The sequence below is a fragment of the Pristimantibacillus sp. PTI5 genome (genome assembly GCF_048572955.1).
In the GTDB taxonomy this organism is placed as follows: domain Bacteria; phylum Bacillota; class Bacilli; order Paenibacillales; family Paenibacillaceae; genus Pristimantibacillus.
Genome location: NZ_CP183886.1, coordinates 4,725,378 through 4,743,361, shown reverse-complemented (window position 1 = coordinate 4,743,361; position 17,984 = coordinate 4,725,378). Strand labels below are relative to the sequence as shown.

Genomic DNA, 17,984 nt, shown 5'->3' with positions numbered 1-17,984 from the left:
TACGAGTTTTGGCTTATTCGCAGGATTTCAAAGAAAGCACGGAGTACCGGATTCATTAAACCAAAGGGCACCGCCCCGTACCGTTAGCAAGACCGGCCTCCACCCCTTGGATAGGCGTAACAAAGGAATGAGAGGGCTTTGACCCGTTAAGACATGGGAGTGAAAACCTCCAAGGGCGGCGTGGAGAATGCATGTAGTAAATGGAAGTATATGGGGCGACAATAATCTCCCCTTTATTCCCGTGCGCCTTCATATTGCCGAAGACTAACACGGCGTTCCCCTTCTTGTCTTTCAGCCTTTAGTGAAATCCTGCGAATAAGCGAGCATTCGTAAGAAAACATATCGTACCAAGGGAGCTTAATAGTTAAGTCTTACCTTTATAGTTTTTCAATTGCTGATTTGATTTGTTTATTTAGGAGCGTCTTTTCTTTTGATTTAGCCCAATAAATAGTAAGTATATTTCCTTTCTCATATAAAAAAGGATACGTTGTGAATTTGGCATTTTTCATTTCCTTATTAAATTCTTTGATGCTAGATTTACGACCAGCTTCTGTATTAAAAATATAAAAATAAACCAATTCAGGATCAGAATGATCTAAAGCTGCTACATCTTCAACCGAACTCATTTCTGGAATAACATTATTCAATGTGGGTATTGTACCTGTCATCCCGTATGGTATAAGTTTTAAATTCTGTGATTCAAAAGCATTAATAACATCTTGAACACTATACTCATTTTCCTTGACATTTTTATCTTCAGAGCAACCAACTAATGCGATCATACATATCAGAACGATAATTCCTAACTTAGATTTCATGGTAATTTCGCCTCCTTTAGGATGCCCTCATATCACCATAATTGGAACTATCCTGCCCGTTAGCTTAATCCATCTAGATAACTTTTAAGACGAAATAATAAAAAGCATCACCACGAGATTGGTTCTCTACATGTTCATCCATCCACCATACTCCGTATGAATAAAAATAAGTCCCTTTTTGTGTAGGTGCATGAAAACTATTTTCTTTCACTACAACTTCTGTAAGTTTGCCTTCAATGATTTGCTCGACATGGTATTTGTTCGGTTTCGGCTCATAATTCATAACAAATTTAATAACTTCACCAGGCTGTACGGAAACAGGATTTTCGTCTATCAAAAGTTCAACTGGACCAATTGAATCCGCACATATGCTTTGATTTTTTGAATCCCAGCAATATGTGCCGAGTTTTGTCTCATACATTCGTTCACCAATCATAATTTCAGCCTTAGGAGGTTGCTCTCCCTCAAGTTCCTTGCTTATTGGCTGTTTTCCAACTACTAAATCATCTCCATCTGACTGAGGACCAGAACAACCAATTAGTCCCATGAGCACTAGAACCGTTACGAATGGCAATAGAAATCTCTTCAAATTCAGCTCCTCCAGTTTTTATAACGACGTTTATTGTTCAAACGAAAGAACATGTAGTTATGTTGCTAACAAAATTACAGGGAATTAGTAGGATATTTATGGCTCCCTTTCTACATAATACTCGGCACCTCGTCATTGAATTAACTTGCCCGTTAGTTGAAAGAGGGGCTGCCACGTGGCAGCCCCTTCGTCATTGAACTATCATTCCCCGTTAGCGTAATCGTCAGATGTCCAATGAAACAAATTCCTCACCATAATTTTTTACACGTAAACGTCTATACATATTTTTTTCATAATGATAACGTCCCCTTCGTAGACGGAATAACATCGCTTGTTATCCTAATTGCTTTCTTCAACGCATCGCCGAATGCCACGAAAATTGCCTCATTTATATGGTGTGTATTTCTGCCGTATTCCAAATTGATGTGCATGGTTATCCCGCTATTATGCGCTACAGCGATAAAAAACTCTTCGGTTAATTCGCTTTCAAACTCGCCTGCTCGTGTTGACGGCATTTCCACGTTAAACACTAAAAAAGAGCGATTAGATATACTCAAATCCACTAATGCTAAGCTCTCATCCATAGGTATACGCGAACTACCATAACGGTTTATGCCTTTTTTATCCCCTATAGCCTTTTTGATTGCTTGCCCCAAGCATATTCCAATGTCCTCAACCGTGTGATGCCCATCTATCTCTAAATCACCTTTGCAATCCACATTTAGTTTTATTCCTGCCCTAAAAGCAAAAAGCGTAAGCATATGGTTAAAGAATCCAATTCCCGTGTTGATGTTGCCTTCACTATATTCATCGAGATTAAGCTCCAGTTTAATTTCTGTTTCTTTTGTTTTTCTGTTAATTAATGCCTCTCGCACCATAACAAACTCCCTTCTTAACTGAGGTATTGTCTTTTGGTATTGCTAGTCGAATTAATTCGATTAAGACCACATCCTTTATCGCTTTACTCCTCTAATATATTATCGCACTAAAGTAATAGTGTAAAGTTATGTAAGTCGGTCAGCCACGCTAAACTGCCCTTTAGTTGAATCATATGCTGCTAACACACTAAAAAAATCGGCGATAAAGTTCTCTTCTACGCTCTCCACGAAGCTGAGCATAAATTTGTGTGGTCGATGATTTTTCATGTCCCAGCATGCCTTGAATAAAATCTAACGGTGCCCCGTTATCCAGCAGCTGGCATGCATAAGTATGACGAAAACGATGAGGGTAGACATTTGCCTCGATCGCTCCGCGAGCTGCAAGCCGCTTTATTGTCCACCTGAGCGTTGGAATTGCCATGCGTTTAACAGGATTAGTATCCGTTACAAATAAGGCTTTACACGAATCCTCACGATTTCCCAAATACTTCCTCAACCATATTTTACACTCAGTGGTAAAGTAAACTTCTCTCTGCTTTGATCCCTTCCCATTTACTATAGCAGAGCAGTTCTCCCAATTTAGATCCTCAACGTTTATCTTCTCGACCTCTCCAATACGACAACCTGTGCTATAGAGAAACTCGAGTAGCGCCTTTTCCCTTGATGTCTGACAGGGTATCTTCAAATGGATCACATCTTCCTCCATCAAAAACTTAGGAATTCGCTTTTCCATTTTGGGCTCACGTAGTTTGAGTGAAGGGTTGGTAGGTAGATATGTTTCTTCATATGCAAAACGAAAGAGGGAACGAACAAAACGAATGCGGTGCCCTAGACTGCTTGGCTTCAATCGATCGGACTGCTTAGCTAGGTATTCCTTAAGCAGAATCAAAGTTATTTCAGAGATATCTAAATCCCCGAGTTCCGTAACCAGCATCTTGAGCTGCAGGGCATAGGCTTTCAATGTATTTGGACTAAACCCTTGGATTCGCTTATCCGTTTCATATTGACGCCATAGTTCGCTTAATATCATAATAAAACCTCCTATTAGAGCAATTAATACTAGTTTGCTTCTAATAGAAGGTTTTAGACTTATTTATTCAATTAGCGTTACCCGTCCCTCGTTTTTAAGGGTTTATCTCACATATACTCACTCATTCGCAGGATTTCGTCACCTTGGATCAAGTCCATCTCAGGAAGCAACGCAGTTGCTGCCGGTTGAGGTGGTGGGCTGAGCATGCGGAAATAGAGGAATACTCAGGAAATATTCCCCAGGCGATCTCTACTGCACGCATACTCCACATGATCCCTGGAGGTTCACCCTCCCACAACTCAACGGGTCAATGCCCTTACATTCCTTCGTTATACCTGTCCAAGGTGTGGAGACCGATAGCGTTTAGCGGATGGGTCAGAGCCCTTTTGGGTAACGAACTCGGTCCTCCGTGCTTTCTTTGTGAAATCCTGCGAATGAGTCAATATACGTGATGCTGCTTAGCTTAAGCTGCTTCTGTCCAGCTCAGGACGGTTTTCTCTGGCGTAAACTTTTCTCCCCGTTGAACAATACCAACTAGAATTCGTGCCAGCTTTCCTAGTAACTTAAATATGGATTGTTGCTTTTTCATCTTCTTTTCTTGCACATTATGCTCATTCAGATGGCGGAACACGGGGTTGTTCCAAACGAGCTGAACCGTCGCGAGATAGAGATATTTTCGCAAGGCTGAGTCTCCTCGTTTCGATAGAACAATTCGTCCTTTTCGTTTTCCTGACGTACTTTCAGCCAAATTCAGGCCAGCCTTCCGTAATACCTGACGGCCATGCGCATACTGTCTTAAATCTCCTGTGCCTGCTAGTATGGCCGCGGTGAAGATCTTACCGAGACCTTTTATGGTGCGAAGTTGCTGTGCCATTGGAATCTCAGAAAGCAGGGATTCGATGTCCTTTTCAATCTGTTCAAGCATGGTGGTAACGCGCTCATATTCTTCAATGAGCCGTATTAAATCTGCCTTCGATTCCTCTACTGCGGTCCGATCTCCGACACTGCGTTTAGCATGAGCGATGAGCTGTGCAGCCTTCTCAATCCCCGTAGAACCCCCAGCGCGCTGCATATGAGTTCTCCAAGCTCTGATCACATCCGGTATTGCATACGTCTCCAAATCCTGTGGGCAAGGGAATGTCTTGAGGGTCGCCAATGATCGCTTACAGGTCCAGTCTTTGAATACGGATGGATACTCAGGAAAGCGAATGTCCAGCCAGCGTATGATTCGATTCTGCAGGCGTACACTGTTCGACACCCAGAATTCGCGGTCACTCATTATGGTCCGTAAGCGTTAAAACACAAGCGATTGACGCGTGTACTCATAGTAGAAGCCCCGACTTACTGAATCTGCGATAATAAGTGCATCTTTTGGGTCGTTCTTTGATGGACTATTATCTCGATTTTCTTTATTGCGCTTCGTCGTAGCAGGGTTAACCATAACCACGTGTAATTCCTTATCTGCTAACCAGTTGGCCAGGTTAAACCAGTAATGGCCGGTTGGCTCCATGCCGATGATGAGCTTCTTTAACTGGTGTTTCTGCTGTAACTCCGTCATCCAGCGGATCAATTTTTCAAAGCCTTCCATGCTATTTGAGAATGAGAGATGTCGTTTGGAAACCACGATCCCACGGAAATTCGTAGCTTGTGCTACATGCGTTTCTTTGGCCATGTCGATCCCTACGACGAGATGCGAGGTGGTAATTCGTTCAATCCGTTGATTTTGTGCGTCTGATTGCTTAAACTTCATAGTAAGAGCGCCTCCTTGATGGTGTATTGGACAAACCCATCATACCGAGGCGCTCCTTTTTTGACAAAGGCTATTTCTTAGCCTCAACAGGAATGTTTAGTTCAATGAATGTTCATCACTAAGACTATTAATTCAAGTTCTTCAAGAATCACTTTGCTTCACTGTGAAAATATTAAGCGTACCAGTCCTTACAGTATCTTGTCAGGGCGTTTCCAAAATTGAAAGTATCTTTATAACGTCATCTTTTGCAACTTTCCCATACCTGGACTGACCTTCAATAATCACTTCTAATATGTCTTTGTTTGGCGAAAGCCAAACGGCATAAGTTGCTGGTTCATAAGAAACTACTTGGTCTATCTTGACGGTTCGAATTTTATAATCAGGTTGACGAGACATTAATACTTTTGCGTTTTCCCACGGCACATTTAATAGAATATCCAATACCGTTTTCACTGTTTCATTATCTTCAATTTTCTTATAAACCGTGTAGTTCTGACCTTCAGGTTCACTGATATGAAGATTCAAGTTCTGCTCAAGATATTCAATGTGCTTTTCCGAAATCTGTTCAATTGGTTCTTTAGAGCAACCAATCAGCAAAACAAAACTACAAAATACAACAAGAGCAATCATCTTTTTAACCATAACGTAGATACCTCTCTTAACAGAATGAGACGCGAACCCCTTCATGAATGTTGCAACTTTATTATTCAACTATCCTGCCAGTTAGCGTAATGAAGCAGCCAATCATTGTGGTCGGCTGCTTCCGTGTGTTTATTGAACTATCGTTTCCCGTTAGTTCAATCACACCCTCTATTTTTCTCCAATTATTAGCTCTATCTGACGTATAAAACTCTCCGCCAGTTCTAGCTGTTTAGTTGCAAATTCCAAGTCTCCATGACCTGCAAGGGCAAAATCCAAATTACCTATTGTAGACATTAGTATACGTGCGGTTATTGCAAATCCAAAGGCTTTTAGATCAGTGCCATTATCGATATGTTCCAATATGCAGCTAAAGGTTGGCTCCTGAGTTCCACCGAATAATGCAAGATTACCAACAAATGAAGCTAGGTCCCAGTATGCGGGCATCAATGATACATCCTCAAAGTCCGACCAGACCCAACCCTCAGGACTTGGTAATAAGTTTCCTCTATGGGCATCTCCATGACACGGTATTAGTAAACTTGGTTCGAGCCGTATCTGTTCATCTACTCTTAGAAACACATTTAATAGTGCTTGTATACGCTGATCAGATTGTTTACTCAATCTAACAGCTGATTTATATGTCCGCTCCCAAACACCAAGCACAGGAAGCTCGTCAACGAAGTCTTTCATTGCTCTTGAAAGTCCATTTATCAGTTCAATGGCTTCACTGGGTGAAGGTGATTCCAATTGTGTGGGAGGAACATATTTCCAAAACGTCAACCATGTACCGCCAACATCGTACGGTCCTGCATTAGTCAGGTCAGTAGGTATTAACACGGGGGCTTTCTTGGATGCGAGGTGACGTGCAACCCTTAACTCTCGATCAAGTATCTTGTATGCGTTCTCTGCATCTTCTTTTGAAATGACAGTGGCTATTCGGGCCACAATCGGATGGGGAGCCAAGTAAATGATCAGGTTCCCACCATTACTAAGCTCAATAGGTGTTATGTCAGTTAATCCAGCTTTCTCTGCTATTAATAACACTTGTGAAATAAGTTTGCCTTTCTCTGACACTACAGCAGCTCCTTGATTAAGATATAAAAGTATCTTAGCACCATAGCTGTATTCCTCATAGGTACCAAACATTTAATAATCAACTATACTGCCAGTTAGCTTAACACAGATATGGAGCAGCTGCCGTAGCAAATTGCTCCTTGATTGTTCAACTATCGTTTCCCGTTAGCATTCCTGTAGAGCGCTAATTATCAGCTTTGCAAAAAAAGAAGCGCCTCAGTACGATGGAAGTACGCAACGGGTCATAGCCCTAAAAATTCCATCATCCAGGAGGACGCTCTACTATGAAGTTTAAATCGCAAGCGTGACAAAATCAACTCATTGAAAAAATTACTGCTCAGCATTTAGTTGTCGGGATCGACATCGCCCAGCAGATGCATTCGAGCTCAGGCAAATGGACGGGACAAATGAAGATTAGCAAACGCGGACGATCCCGCCTTCGCCGTTTCCTCTTCATGGCCACTATGAGTTTGGTCATGAACAATTCAGAGTTTCAAGCGATGAATGCCTACAATGTGCAATGCAAGAAGATGAAGAAAATGAGGTCCATTAAGGATACGAAACGAAAACATGATATTCAACAATAGTTTTTTTATCTTGTTCTTGAATTTTATTTTGAATAGAACTTCGAGTCATAATACATGTAAGTATTATGATTACAAGAATAGTCCTTCTCATATGATGCACCTCACCAATGGGATACTTTACTTTTCCCAAACCAATGAATAAGATGCGATGGTGATTTAACAATTCAGCCTGTGTTCATTGAACTATCGTTCTCCGTTTAGCGTAACAGTTTCTCTGTTGTATCTCTTGTTCTTTGAAATAATTACGATGAATAAAAAAGTTCTATTCCATTAATGGTATATGGAACTTTTTTATCTAATTTGCTATAACAATTTCCCCCTCATTTATTGGTTCCCCAAATCCATTAAGAAAAGTTGTTAAAATTTCTTCAGTTATAGTAAAAGCTGCATTAGCATCAAAACGTTGGCTACGTGTCTTGAGGCGCTTTCGCAATTCATCAGGGTGTACTTTCAGCTAAATAAGTTGTTTTTCCCGAACCAGCTATTCCACACATTACTACGACTAAAGAAGAATCCCCCCTCTCTTTCTCGACCAATCAAATAATCAATGCTCGATTTTTCAACCATATTTTATCCCTCCTAATTATCTATCTAAAACTCCGCTAAAAAAGTTACCTGAATTACATCACATCTTGTAAATAGATTACTCAATTATTCTGCCAGTTAACGTAATGAAGCTGCCCGATTATGCTGGCAGCTTCATACTGTGATTTAATTATGCTCTCGTATTCGTTAGGGAAGTTTCACATCTACGCGCCATGCAAATCTTCCCGTGCGATCACGATTCTGAAGCTATCACCCGTATCTTCCATTTCGTAAAGTTTGCACCTCGAATCAGGCATTTTGAACGGCTGGTGGAGGATTAGCATCCAGGTTCCTTCAAATGTTCGGAAAAGCATCCCGTGACCACTGTCTTCTTTCACTAAAGGGGGGAGTTGTTCCCAAGGACCTTCCAACTTTCCCGTTTTTGACCGCGCGATTGTCTGCACATAACTGCCCGACTGATAGCTCGACCAAAGCATGATCAGACAATCGCCTGAAGTTCGGTACAATTGGCATCCGTCCGTTACGTAAACACGAATGTTGTCGTCGGGCAGTACTTCTTCGTTTGTCCATGGTGCTTCTGAAGCATTGAACAGACGAATCGGATTTCCGACCGCTTCGGTTAAATCATCCTTTAATCGGACGCCTTCGATCGTACCGTCAATCGTCTGGATCCACTCATGACAATAAACCATCCACGGGGATCCGTCTTCTTCCACATATAATGTCCCGTCTAGCGTCATCATCGTTTCCGGCAGAACATGCCCCTCATCTTTCAACAACCTGAACGGTCCTTCCGGCGACTCGCTGACGGATATAACGGTACCTCTCCAATGCTTAGAAAACCCATTTACGGGCTCACCTTCTAGTCGCCTGTCATTATTGTGCAACGTGACGAACAAGTAGTAGCGCCCATTATACTCGTGGACTTCAGGCGCCCAAGCTCCATGCTGCGGATGGGCCCACACCCCGTCAGGGACGGTGAATACCACATATGGCCCTTCCCACTCGGATAAATTCGTGCTTTTGTAAGTGATGACTCCGTAGCGTTCCATTCCGTTCAACCTAGGTGCCCCTCCGGTATACAAGTAATAAACACCGGTACGGTTGTCAGCTAATACGAACGGGTCGTGTGCGGGAATATCGGCCAAACGGTGCCCCTTTTGCGGTTTATTTACATCGCAGGCGGCATTATAAATAGGCAACTGGAATCAACTCCTTCATCAAAACCATGGCTTTGCTCAAAGAAAGCAATTTTGAATGGATTTTGTATTTAATATATTCTCTTCACAATTTTGATTCCCTTCCATAATAGTGACCTTGTAACCACGTTAGCGTACCGTTATCCAACGAGGCTGCCGTTCTATGCCGGCAGCCTCGTCCCATCCTTTTTGTTCTACTCCTCCACAACGCCAAGCTCCTTATTCTTTTCCTTAAATCGCTCATTATGAGAGGAGACATAAGCCACTTTCGGCGCCTCAGGGTCCATATACAGCTTCGCGCTGTTCACAGCAAGTGCCGCATCCGTGAACGCCCCAGCGATAAGATTGAGCTTGCTGTCGTAGTTAGCGAAATCGCCCGCTGCGAAAATGCCCGGGAGGTTCGACTCCAGCTTCCCGTTGACAAACACATTCCAGTCATCCATCTTCAGGCCCCAGTCCTTGATACCGCTGAAGTCAGCTTTCAGCCCATGATTGACGATAACAGCGTCAACAGCAAGCTGTTCAGTCGTTCCAGACTCCAGATGCGCAACCGTTACACGGTCAATCATCTCCCCGTTACCGCTGAATAGCTGCGTAACCTCATATGGCGTCCTTACGTCAACAGATGATTCCTTCATTTTGACAATGTTTTTCTCATGCCCTCCGAATTGCTCGCGCCGATGCACGACCGTGACCTGCTCGGCGAGTGGCTCCAGCTCATTCGCCCAGTCAACCGCCGAATTGCCGCCTCCGGATATAAGCACGCGTTTTCCGCGGAATGGCTCCAGCTCCTGTACCGTATAGTGCAAGTTAGATACCTCATAGCGCTCCGCCCCTTCAAGCTCAAGCTTCGCCATCTTTAGAATGCCGCGCCCGATCGCCAGAATAATGGTACGCGTCCTGTGCTTCTCTCCCTCAGATGTCACCAGTATATAGGTACCGTCTTCCTGCTGCTCCATACCATAAACCTGCGTGCCGAGTACGATGGTTGGCTCAAAGGTCTGCGACTGCTGCTCCAATTGGCCAATTATCTTCTCACACAATATCGGCGTGACACCCCCGACATCCCAAATCATCTTCTCCGGGTAGATCAGCATGCGGCCTCCAAGCTGCTCATTCGCATCAATCACCTTCGTTTTCAAATCTCTCATTCCGCTATAGAAAGCAGCATACATCCCAGCAGGACCGCCGCCGATAATCGTGACATCGTATAATTCCAATTGCTCCGTCAACGTATTTCCTCCTGAACTTGTATTTGAGATTGATTCTCACTATAATTGTAGACTTCGATCTCTTCCAATATCAATGGACAAACTGTAAGGAGAATTTGTACAAACTTTGCAATTCGCGCACATCTTAGAAGCATTGATTAAGCAAGCGCATGCAAGATATCATCGATTTTTTTGATGTTGGAGATAACACCGTAATTCATCCATGTCATAAAATCCACCTCATATACGCGGTTGTTCCTTACAGCCGGAAGCGCGGACCATACAGGATGCTGAAGCAGCGCTCTCTCTTCACCTTCAGCCTGACTATGCCATTTATCAAATGTAACAAACAAATGATCAGCCGTTAGCATGGATAGCTCATCCAGCGTGAGCCTTGTCATTCTTGCAGAACTTTTCCCGGCCTCATCTTTCTGTATCCGGTGTGGAGACAAACCTAGGTCTCCATAAAGTACGGCTGTGGCAAAACCTCTCCCCGTATCCGTGTATTGATGAACGAAATCAGCTGATATTCGCAAAAATGCGACAGTCTCTCCGCTCATGCTGCTCAGCTTGGCGCGGGCCTCTCTTGCTTTTGCCTCGTAACCCGCGATCACTTCCTCGGCCCGCTCCAAGCGCCCGACATAATTGCCCACCATTCGAAGCAGCGACCTCCAATCATCGCTTTGCTCATCCAAAACACAAAGAGGAGATACGCTGCGGCATTGTACATATTCATTGTTCTGATAACGATCCCGCAAAATAATAAAATCGGGATTATACACAGACAGCGCTGTGAAATCTTCTCTGAACTCATCGAATGTCGGGACATGGTGAAGCGCTAAGTAATCCTGCTTCCCCCATTTAGCATGCGAATACTGCACAATCGGCAATATATCAAGCGCGACTAGGAAATCCTCCAAAAACGGAGCCGCCACCCTGGGCTGGTTGCGGTAGCTGCGTCGGAATTGTCCTGGCGATACGCCGACCATTTGCTTAAATCGTCTATTGAAGTAATATTCATTCGTGAACCCAGCTTGCTCCGCAATATCGGATAAGCGCTCTTCTCCCCGCATCAGCCGGCGTTTGGCTTGCTCGATCCGTACCCCATTCAAATATTGGAGCGGCACTAACCCTGTCTTTTCCTTAAACAGACGGGTATATTTCCAGCGGTCAATTCCCGCTAAGTCCGCCAGTTCCTCAACCGTCAGCACATTCCGGTAATGCTGCCGAATATGGCGAATGGATTGGTCAATGCCTTCCCATTCAGCTGAACCAAACCTGCCGCTTACTGCTCCATGGTCTTGATTCTGACTAATGAGCAGAAGGAGAAGCTCTTGAAAGCGGACATAACAATGAAAATGTCTCAGCTCTTCCTGCTCATGGGCGCAGCCATAAATATCCTCCATTAGCTCCAGCACTCTGGCAAACGGCGTGCAAGCCAGCTCCACCTTCTCTGGCAGCAATCCCTTCCCTCCTCTATCCTCATTAATCGATTGCAATCCGAATAGGAGCAAGTAGTAGGAAACGCCTTCGCCATCCGGCTCCAATGCGGCAGAAGCCTCTGGTTGTATCAAGAAGCACTTTCCCGTACCCATCGCAAGCGCCTCGCCTTTCATATGAATGCTGCCCCTTCCCCTCGTTACAATGAGCAGCGCATAGAAGCTTTCAGGTAAATCCGGTTGATGATCACGCTGTGCATTCCTTATGAACCGGATCGTATGCAGGCTATATTGAGCGGCAGGAGCCGTAATAATAAGTTCGCTGTTGTGTTCTTCCATCGTTGAAACCCCGTTCCAATAATGAGAATGATTATCATTATTTATTGTAACGCAAAAAGAGCGGCTCTTCAACCATAGTTGAAAAACTGCTCTCTTTGGAATTAAAACGGCTAGTAATACGTTGCCTATTATGATCGAACCGTTAAGGAGCCAACAGTTTCAGCAATTCGTCCATTTTTTTGAAATTCGCTGTGATCGCGCCCGTTTGCCAATAAGATCTTTCAACCGGATACACATGGCCTTCCTTTACAGCAGGAATTGATTTCCATATTGGACTATCCAGCATTTCCTGCAAAGCTTTGGCGTTCTCCTCATCCTCCCAAGTTCCGTTGGAAGGGAGCAGCACGATATGATCCGCCCCAAGTTCTGGTAAGGATTCCTGAGCCAATACCATATTGCCCTCAGTCATCGCTTGGGCATAAGCAGGCGCTTTGAGCTCCAAGTCCGTATAAAGGAGTTCACCGATAAATATGTTTTGGGTGCCAAAAATATTGATGGAATGGTCAACCACATTCATCCGCAGTACGACGAGACTCTCATCTCCAAGCGCCGATTTCAGCTCCTCTTTCACTTCGCTGATCCTACTCTCGTAGTCTTGCAATACCTGCTCGGCCTTCTCTGGCAATCCCAATAGATCCGCAATCACCTTCAACGTTTCACGGGTATCGGACAGCACCTCATTCGTAATGTGGAAGGTAGGCGCAATCTTAGAGTAATTCTCATACTGGGCTGCATCTCCCTCTCCGGCAGTTATAATCAAGTCAGGCTCAGATGCAAGAAGTGCCTCGATGTTGCCGGTCACGTCTAACAAAGGAACCTCTAACCCGAGATAGTCCTGCTTGCCCCACATTGGGTTATAATATTGCACGATCGGTGTCACGCCAAGGGCTACCAAATAATCCTCGCGATATAATGCGGTTACGCGTTTCGGTTGTACCGGTATTTCTACCTCTCCGAATTGATCCGTGACGAGTCTTTTTTCCGCTTCCGCAATTCCTGCTTGGCTATTCGTACTCGTTTCTGTCGTTGCTGAAGGCTGCTGTACCACAGTATTCTCCGTTTGATCTCCCTCAGCGCCGCATCCAGACAGCATGATCGCTGCGGATAACAACAATATGTATCCTGCTTTTACTAATCCACGCAAAGCCATGACCGTACCCTCTCCTATGTCCATTCGTTTTTGTAAATTCGAATAATGATTATCATTATCATTCACATAGGCTCGATTGTATCGCACAACCATTACTGTTCTCAATGCATTTTCTGAACAAAAGTATTTATACAAACTCGGCAGTTGCTTAATGCAGGGTTTCATAAATCTGATTTAATACCGCTTTAGCTAAACGGTTTTCGTTCCTCTCGGTCAGTGTTCGCTCATCAAGTTCTAGTCGTTCATTAAGCTCATTCGCAGATTCTATCCACAACTTATCCATGACTAACGAGCTCCAATTGAATATTACTTTGCTCGTTTTTGGGCGTGTGAACCCAATTGAAATGATAAAACCATCCTACTTTTTCCGTAATTTACTTACTGCCCAGACACAAAGCAAGTACAATAAAAATGTGAAAATTGCTCCTACTAGATAAACAGGCCAACTGAGATGGAAAATTACAAAGTAACTCTTTTGATACTGAAAATCCTCAGGCGTCCTTGAAATTATATACCCGACAAGCAGGAAAATAAGGTAAGGGGTTGATAAGCTAAGCGTAACACCCAATAAGCTCTGCCTTTTTGTAAGCTTCATGCCAATTTCATCCTATCTGTTTAAATTAGTACACCATGCCTTGTCCGTGCATCAATAGAACCGGAAGCACTGCTTCCGTATCGCATGGTCATTTTCCACGGAATCTACCGTATACGTAATAGGCTCCTGAGCGGACATTAAGTCCCCCAGCCGAAGAAGAAACCTCCATATTTTGGCACAACCTTATTATATCGTTTACTACGATATACTCTACTTTTTGTTGAAAAAAAAAGACTGTCGACAAAAATGTCGGCAGCCCGCTGTCGATCTGTTATCATCCCCACTAACTTAGTCTATTTTAGTCGCATAGGTTCTTTTCGTTTCCACCATCAAGGAATCAAGAATAGCGCAAAAAGATTATGCAATCTTCCTTACGGCGAACCATAGTTCAACGTAATTAAGTCCGTTTCCTCCGCCGTAGATTTCAAATTCCATTCCATCGGCTTGCTCATATCCTGCCGTCGGCAGCCATTCAGAATAAAATCGGCGGTATAACGTCTCGATAATATTATCAAATTCTTCCCCTGTAAACGGATCTGATGGGAATATTGCCCATGTTTGCGCCGGAATCGTTATTATCGTGTATCCGTTTGTTTCACTGGATTCGCTTTTAAATGCACACAGCATATACGGAAAAGTATCATTTCCGGTTTTTCTATAGCTGCAAGCCGCATGCACCTTATACAAATCCCGGCTCGCAAAATAGGGCAAGTCGCCCGCACTGGCAGCAAGTCTCTCAACCTCGCCATTCGCGTGGCATTGCTTCCACAATTTGGCTGGCGTAGTCGGTGCTTCACCGCCTCCGTTTGTTTGAAACACCTTTTCGATTCCAAATACTTGGAAAGCTTCCTTTGTTTCGATACGATAATTCATCGCCTCTGCCCCTTTAATTGAAATAAGGAAGGAAAGCCGTGGATAGGCTTTGAGCGCGATTCCCTCTTGACGGGCCATTGCCGGATTGACACCATGCAGCAATTGAAAAGCTCTCGCGAAAGATACCGGGGATTCATAGCCGTATTTAAGGGCAATTTCAATAACCTTCGCATCGCTGTTTTGCAATTCAATTGCCGCAAGGGTAAGTCGTCTGCGCCGTATATATTCCGCGAGCGTTACATTTGTAATGAATGAAAACATTCTTTGATACTCATGCGACGAACAACAAGCTTGGCGTGCAACTTCAGTCAGTTCAATTTCACCGGATAAATTCATTTCGATGTAATCCATTGCCCGGTTCATCCTCGCGAGCCAATCCATCTGATTCCCTCCTTTCAATCGAAGTATAGTGCAGCTGCAGCCTCGTATCGCAACTATTTGTGCACAACTAAGTTGTCTATTTGGAACTGCAAAAAGTGTGTTCCACACGCTGAACAGACTGTTGTCGTTGAGCTATATTATGAAGTCGGCGTACGATTTTCATTACCCTACCTTGGCACCATGAGAAAGCGAAAACAATACTGATTGCTCGCTATCCATTCTCATACCGGTAATAATGAGTGTTTTAAAATCCACTCCTTCCATTTTAGCCCCTCTTACATCAGCACCCTGTAACTTTGCTTTTGCCAATATCGCCATAGTCAGATCACAATCTCTTAAATCAGCCTTTTCTAAATTGGCTCCCGACAAGTCTGCTTCATAAAATTTAACCCCGCGTAAATCCTGTCTCACTAGTCCGACATGTCTCAAATTTGTATATGACCAGTCTCCTTGAGAAATGGTGATCCCATCCATATTCGATCCCGAAAAATCCGAACCCGTCATTTTGCATTCTTCAAATTTCGAAACAAAAAGATTAGCTCCGTTAAAGCTGCAGTTCTCAAATGCTGTTTCTTTATGAATAGAACCATTTAACGAGGCTCCGCGAAAGTCACACTCAATAAAACGGCAGTTGCTGGATGTTATCTCCTCCAGTGATCCGTTAGAAAACGAGCAACGATTAAATGTACAGCTTATTAGCTCACCGTACCTTAAATCTTGTGTGCCAAAGTTCACTTCTGTATATTTTTGATTGCTATATTGAAACATAAGATGCCTCCTGTTATGGTTAGCTATTTTTTCAATATAGCATATGGCTGTCAAGTACCTGTATGGTTTCAACTAAAAGTCAAGCTCTTTATTTTTTTCAATCCCTATTAAACATCAGCGCAAAATTTAGCTCAAAGAGGCTTCCGTTTCATGCCGGCAGCCTGGTTTTGTTTACGAGACATTTAAATCCTCCTATATGTCAGCTCATCCTCAGTGCTATTACAGTTTCTTTAAGCCTACAATGTTATCGTACCGAATCAATGTGTAATTCTTCTCAGCGGAGCATTTTCGAAAGCGATCAACTGAAATGCAATCCGCCGCGAATAGGAATAAGGTTTATTGTATACTAAAAGAAAAGTACTGAGAAATGTACCGTTGATACACCACCCGCTCCTTTGCAGATGATTGCATAGGCGTTGCCAGAAATAAAGGGGATGAAGTACAGACATGAACGTTAAGGAAGACGATCTTAGTTTACAATATAGGAATACGCACATGATTAAGCTTGATATCGGTGAGCACTGCCGCCTAGGGTCAATCGACTTTCACCGTTTCGGGGTCAGTCCAGACTGCGACCTTTTATTGAAGGAAGATGACGGTAGCGGCACTTCCCATATATTAGCCGGAGATATGTTCTATCTGGCAGCCGGCTGCTCCGCATCGCTTCGCAGCAATACGTCATCCCGCACACGAATCGTCGTTATCGAATTTCAATGCAAGGATGGGCAAGGTAATTTTGCCCCAATCGGCAATCGGCAGGCAGCGGCTTCATTCCGCATTCCCCAGATGAAAAACTGGCTGCACGCCTTCACGTCGGACCTGCAGCCAGGCAGCCTCGCGGAGCGATGGCAGCTGCAAGCGCGACTGTATGCGATAGCGGCGGAATTCGTGAAGTCCTCGTCCGCGCCTGACCATGCAGGGGCATACGAAGCCGAATTGAATACCTATATCGAGAAGACGAAAAGAATGATTCACAGCAGCTACGATTCCGCGCTGGATATGGAGAGCCTGGCGCGCGGATCGGGCGTTGGGGCAAGCCAATTCTACCGGGCTTTCAGGGAACGTTCGGGGCTGAGCCCGCTGAAATACGTCATATCGACACGGTTAAATGCGTCGCTCCGCCTGCTTGCGGATCCGGCTGTTTCAGTGTCTGAAGCGGCGCATTCCGTCGGGTACTCGGACGAATATTATTTCAGCCGGCTTTTCAAGAAGCAGATGGGACTCGCGCCTATCGAATACGCTTCAAAAGCGCAGGTCGCGATCGCCAATCTGAGCGCGATCTTCACGGGCGACTTGCAGGTGCTCGGCATTACGCCTCGCGTCAATGTGCCGCGCGACTGGCATTTGGATCCGAGCCTTAAGAAAAGCTGCATTGAAGCCATTAGAAAAGCGAAGCCGGACCGTATCCTTTCCGGCCCTATTCCAGAGGAGCTGCTAACGGAGCTCAGCCGAATCGCTCCCGTATCCGTCTATCACTGGCGGACTTATTCATGGAAGAAACGGCTGCTCGAATTCGGGCGATTGCTCGGGATTGCGAGCGTCGCGGAACGGTGGCTGACGGAGTTCGCCCGCAAGACCGATAATGCCCGCAAGCTTGTCATCGCCAAATACCCGAATTCGCCGTTCCTGCTGATCGGCGTTCGCAGGGATGAGATGTGGATATACGGCTCCCAGCGGCGAAAGTTCACCGATCTGATGTACGACGAGCTAAGATTTGCCTCTCCTCCCGCGGTCGATACGATCGGTTTCCACGGCATCGCGAGCCTAAGCGAGGCGGTCGACCTCGGTTCCGGCAATGCGATTTTCTTGATTGAGTATCCGGCAACCGATGCCGACGTAGCCGCGCTGGAAGGAGAATGGAGACTGCTTAACGATCCATCCTCACATTTCTTCTCCATCCGCATGCATGGGCAGTTCCTGTATAATGCAGCGATGCACGAGCAGCTTGTCGACCAGACGGTCGCGCTGCTGCAAGCCAGTGCAAATGGCAAATAGAAAAATCCATTCAGAAATCGGAAAATCCATTCCGGTTTCTTTTTTTATGCTGTAAGATAGGTAGCTGTAAGTGGTTATGATAATCATTATCAATTACAATCTTTGAAAAAGAACGAAGGA

At 44.5% G+C, this 17,984-nt stretch carries 14 protein-coding genes and 2 pseudogenes; 2 read left to right on the top strand and 14 right to left on the bottom strand.

Annotated features, from left to right (window positions below):
- Positions 1-377 precede the first annotated feature (377 nt).
- From ACN6MW_RS21250 to ACN6MW_RS21220, 7 genes and pseudogenes are all read right to left on the bottom strand, one after another.
- Positions 378-818 carry a hypothetical protein gene (locus ACN6MW_RS21250; protein ID WP_419871950.1) on the bottom strand — a complete coding sequence of 147 codons (441 nt, stop codon included), beginning with the start codon at positions 816-818 and terminating at the stop codon, positions 378-380.
- 73 nt (positions 819-891) lie between these two features.
- Positions 892-1,407 carry a hypothetical protein gene (locus tag ACN6MW_RS21245; protein ID WP_419871949.1) on the bottom strand — a complete coding sequence of 172 codons (516 nt, stop codon included), beginning with the start codon at positions 1,405-1,407 and terminating at the stop codon, positions 892-894.
- Between the two features lie 290 nt (positions 1,408-1,697).
- Positions 1,698-2,282, bottom strand: coding sequence for an imidazoleglycerol-phosphate dehydratase HisB (hisB, locus tag ACN6MW_RS21240; protein WP_419876407.1), 585 nt, complete (start codon positions 2,280-2,282; stop codon positions 1,698-1,700).
- A gap of 190 nt (positions 2,283-2,472) precedes the next feature.
- Positions 2,473-3,315 (bottom strand): tyrosine-type recombinase/integrase, encoded by an 843-nt coding sequence (locus ACN6MW_RS21235; RefSeq protein ID WP_419871948.1) that lies wholly within the window; start codon positions 3,313-3,315, stop codon positions 2,473-2,475.
- A gap of 463 nt (positions 3,316-3,778) precedes the next feature.
- Positions 3,779-5,065, bottom strand: a pseudogene (locus ACN6MW_RS21230) (IS110 family transposase).
- A 201-nt stretch (positions 5,066-5,266) separates the two neighbouring features.
- Positions 5,267-5,707, bottom strand: coding sequence for a hypothetical protein (locus ACN6MW_RS21225; protein ID WP_419871947.1), 441 nt, complete (start codon positions 5,705-5,707; stop codon positions 5,267-5,269).
- 168 nt (positions 5,708-5,875) lie between these two features.
- Positions 5,876-6,781: a phosphotransferase family protein gene (locus tag ACN6MW_RS21220; RefSeq protein WP_419871946.1), complete on the bottom strand. Its 906-nt coding sequence runs from the start codon at positions 6,779-6,781 to the stop codon at positions 5,876-5,878.
- Between the two features lie 380 nt (positions 6,782-7,161).
- On the opposite strand from ACN6MW_RS21220, the pseudogene ACN6MW_RS21215 reads away from it, so the two are divergent.
- A pseudogene (locus ACN6MW_RS21215) lies at positions 7,162-7,332 on the top strand (transposase); the annotation flags it as partial.
- Between the two features lie 785 nt (positions 7,333-8,117).
- On the opposite strand, the gene ACN6MW_RS21210 reads toward ACN6MW_RS21215, so the two are convergent.
- The 7 genes from ACN6MW_RS21210 to ACN6MW_RS21180 form a co-directional block, all read right to left on the bottom strand.
- Positions 8,118-9,116 (bottom strand): glycoside hydrolase family 43 protein, encoded by a 999-nt coding sequence (locus ACN6MW_RS21210; RefSeq protein ID WP_419871945.1) that lies wholly within the window; start codon positions 9,114-9,116, stop codon positions 8,118-8,120.
- 191 nt (positions 9,117-9,307) lie between these two features.
- Positions 9,308-10,345, bottom strand: coding sequence for an NAD(P)/FAD-dependent oxidoreductase (locus ACN6MW_RS21205; RefSeq protein WP_419871944.1), 1,038 nt, complete (start codon positions 10,343-10,345; stop codon positions 9,308-9,310).
- Positions 10,346-10,482: 137 nt separating this feature from the next.
- Entirely contained in the window at positions 10,483-12,102 is a 1,620-nt protein-coding gene (locus tag ACN6MW_RS21200) for a helix-turn-helix domain-containing protein (protein WP_419871943.1), read from the bottom strand.
- 142 nt (positions 12,103-12,244) lie between these two features.
- Positions 12,245-13,252 (bottom strand): ABC transporter substrate-binding protein, encoded by a 1,008-nt coding sequence (locus ACN6MW_RS21195; RefSeq protein ID WP_419871942.1) that lies wholly within the window; start codon positions 13,250-13,252, stop codon positions 12,245-12,247.
- A 148-nt stretch (positions 13,253-13,400) separates the two neighbouring features.
- Entirely contained in the window at positions 13,401-13,535 is a 135-nt protein-coding gene (locus ACN6MW_RS21190; protein ID WP_419871941.1) for a hypothetical protein, read from the bottom strand.
- A gap of 669 nt (positions 13,536-14,204) precedes the next feature.
- Positions 14,205-15,101 carry an AraC family transcriptional regulator gene (locus ACN6MW_RS21185; RefSeq protein ID WP_419871940.1) on the bottom strand — a complete coding sequence of 299 codons (897 nt, stop codon included), beginning with the start codon at positions 15,099-15,101 and terminating at the stop codon, positions 14,205-14,207.
- Positions 15,102-15,263: 162 nt separating this feature from the next.
- Positions 15,264-15,869, bottom strand: coding sequence for a pentapeptide repeat-containing protein (locus ACN6MW_RS21180; protein WP_419871939.1), 606 nt, complete (start codon positions 15,867-15,869; stop codon positions 15,264-15,266).
- A 447-nt stretch (positions 15,870-16,316) separates the two neighbouring features.
- Here ACN6MW_RS21180 and ACN6MW_RS21175 point away from each other — a divergent pair, with 447 nt between their 5' ends.
- Positions 16,317-17,864 (top strand): helix-turn-helix domain-containing protein, encoded by a 1,548-nt coding sequence (locus ACN6MW_RS21175; RefSeq protein ID WP_419871938.1) that lies wholly within the window; start codon positions 16,317-16,319, stop codon positions 17,862-17,864.
- Positions 17,865-17,984: the final 120 nt, after the last annotated feature.

Excerpts from the sequence above, each read along its gene's own strand:
- ACN6MW_RS21180 (WP_419871939.1), bottom strand. The coding sequence starts at position 15,869 with ATGTTTCAATATAGCAATCAAAAATATACAGAAGTGAACTTTGGCACA.
- ACN6MW_RS21175 (WP_419871938.1), top strand. The coding sequence starts at position 16,317 with ATGAACGTTAAGGAAGACGATCTTAGTTTACAATATAGGAATACGCAC.
- ACN6MW_RS21225 (WP_419871947.1), bottom strand. The coding sequence starts at position 5,707 with ATGGTTAAAAAGATGATTGCTCTTGTTGTATTTTGTAGTTTTGTTTTG.
- ACN6MW_RS21195 (WP_419871942.1), bottom strand. The coding sequence starts at position 13,252 with ATGGCTTTGCGTGGATTAGTAAAAGCAGGATACATATTGTTGTTATCC.
- ACN6MW_RS21250 (WP_419871950.1), bottom strand. The coding sequence starts at position 818 with ATGAAATCTAAGTTAGGAATTATCGTTCTGATATGTATGATCGCATTA.
- ACN6MW_RS21200 (WP_419871943.1), bottom strand. The coding sequence starts at position 12,102 with ATGGAAGAACACAACAGCGAACTTATTATTACGGCTCCTGCCGCTCAA.
- ACN6MW_RS21190 (WP_419871941.1), bottom strand. The coding sequence starts at position 13,535 with ATGGATAAGTTGTGGATAGAATCTGCGAATGAGCTTAATGAACGACTA.
- ACN6MW_RS21235 (WP_419871948.1), bottom strand. The coding sequence starts at position 3,315 with ATGATATTAAGCGAACTATGGCGTCAATATGAAACGGATAAGCGAATC.
- ACN6MW_RS21185 (WP_419871940.1), bottom strand. The coding sequence starts at position 15,101 with ATGGATTGGCTCGCGAGGATGAACCGGGCAATGGATTACATCGAAATG.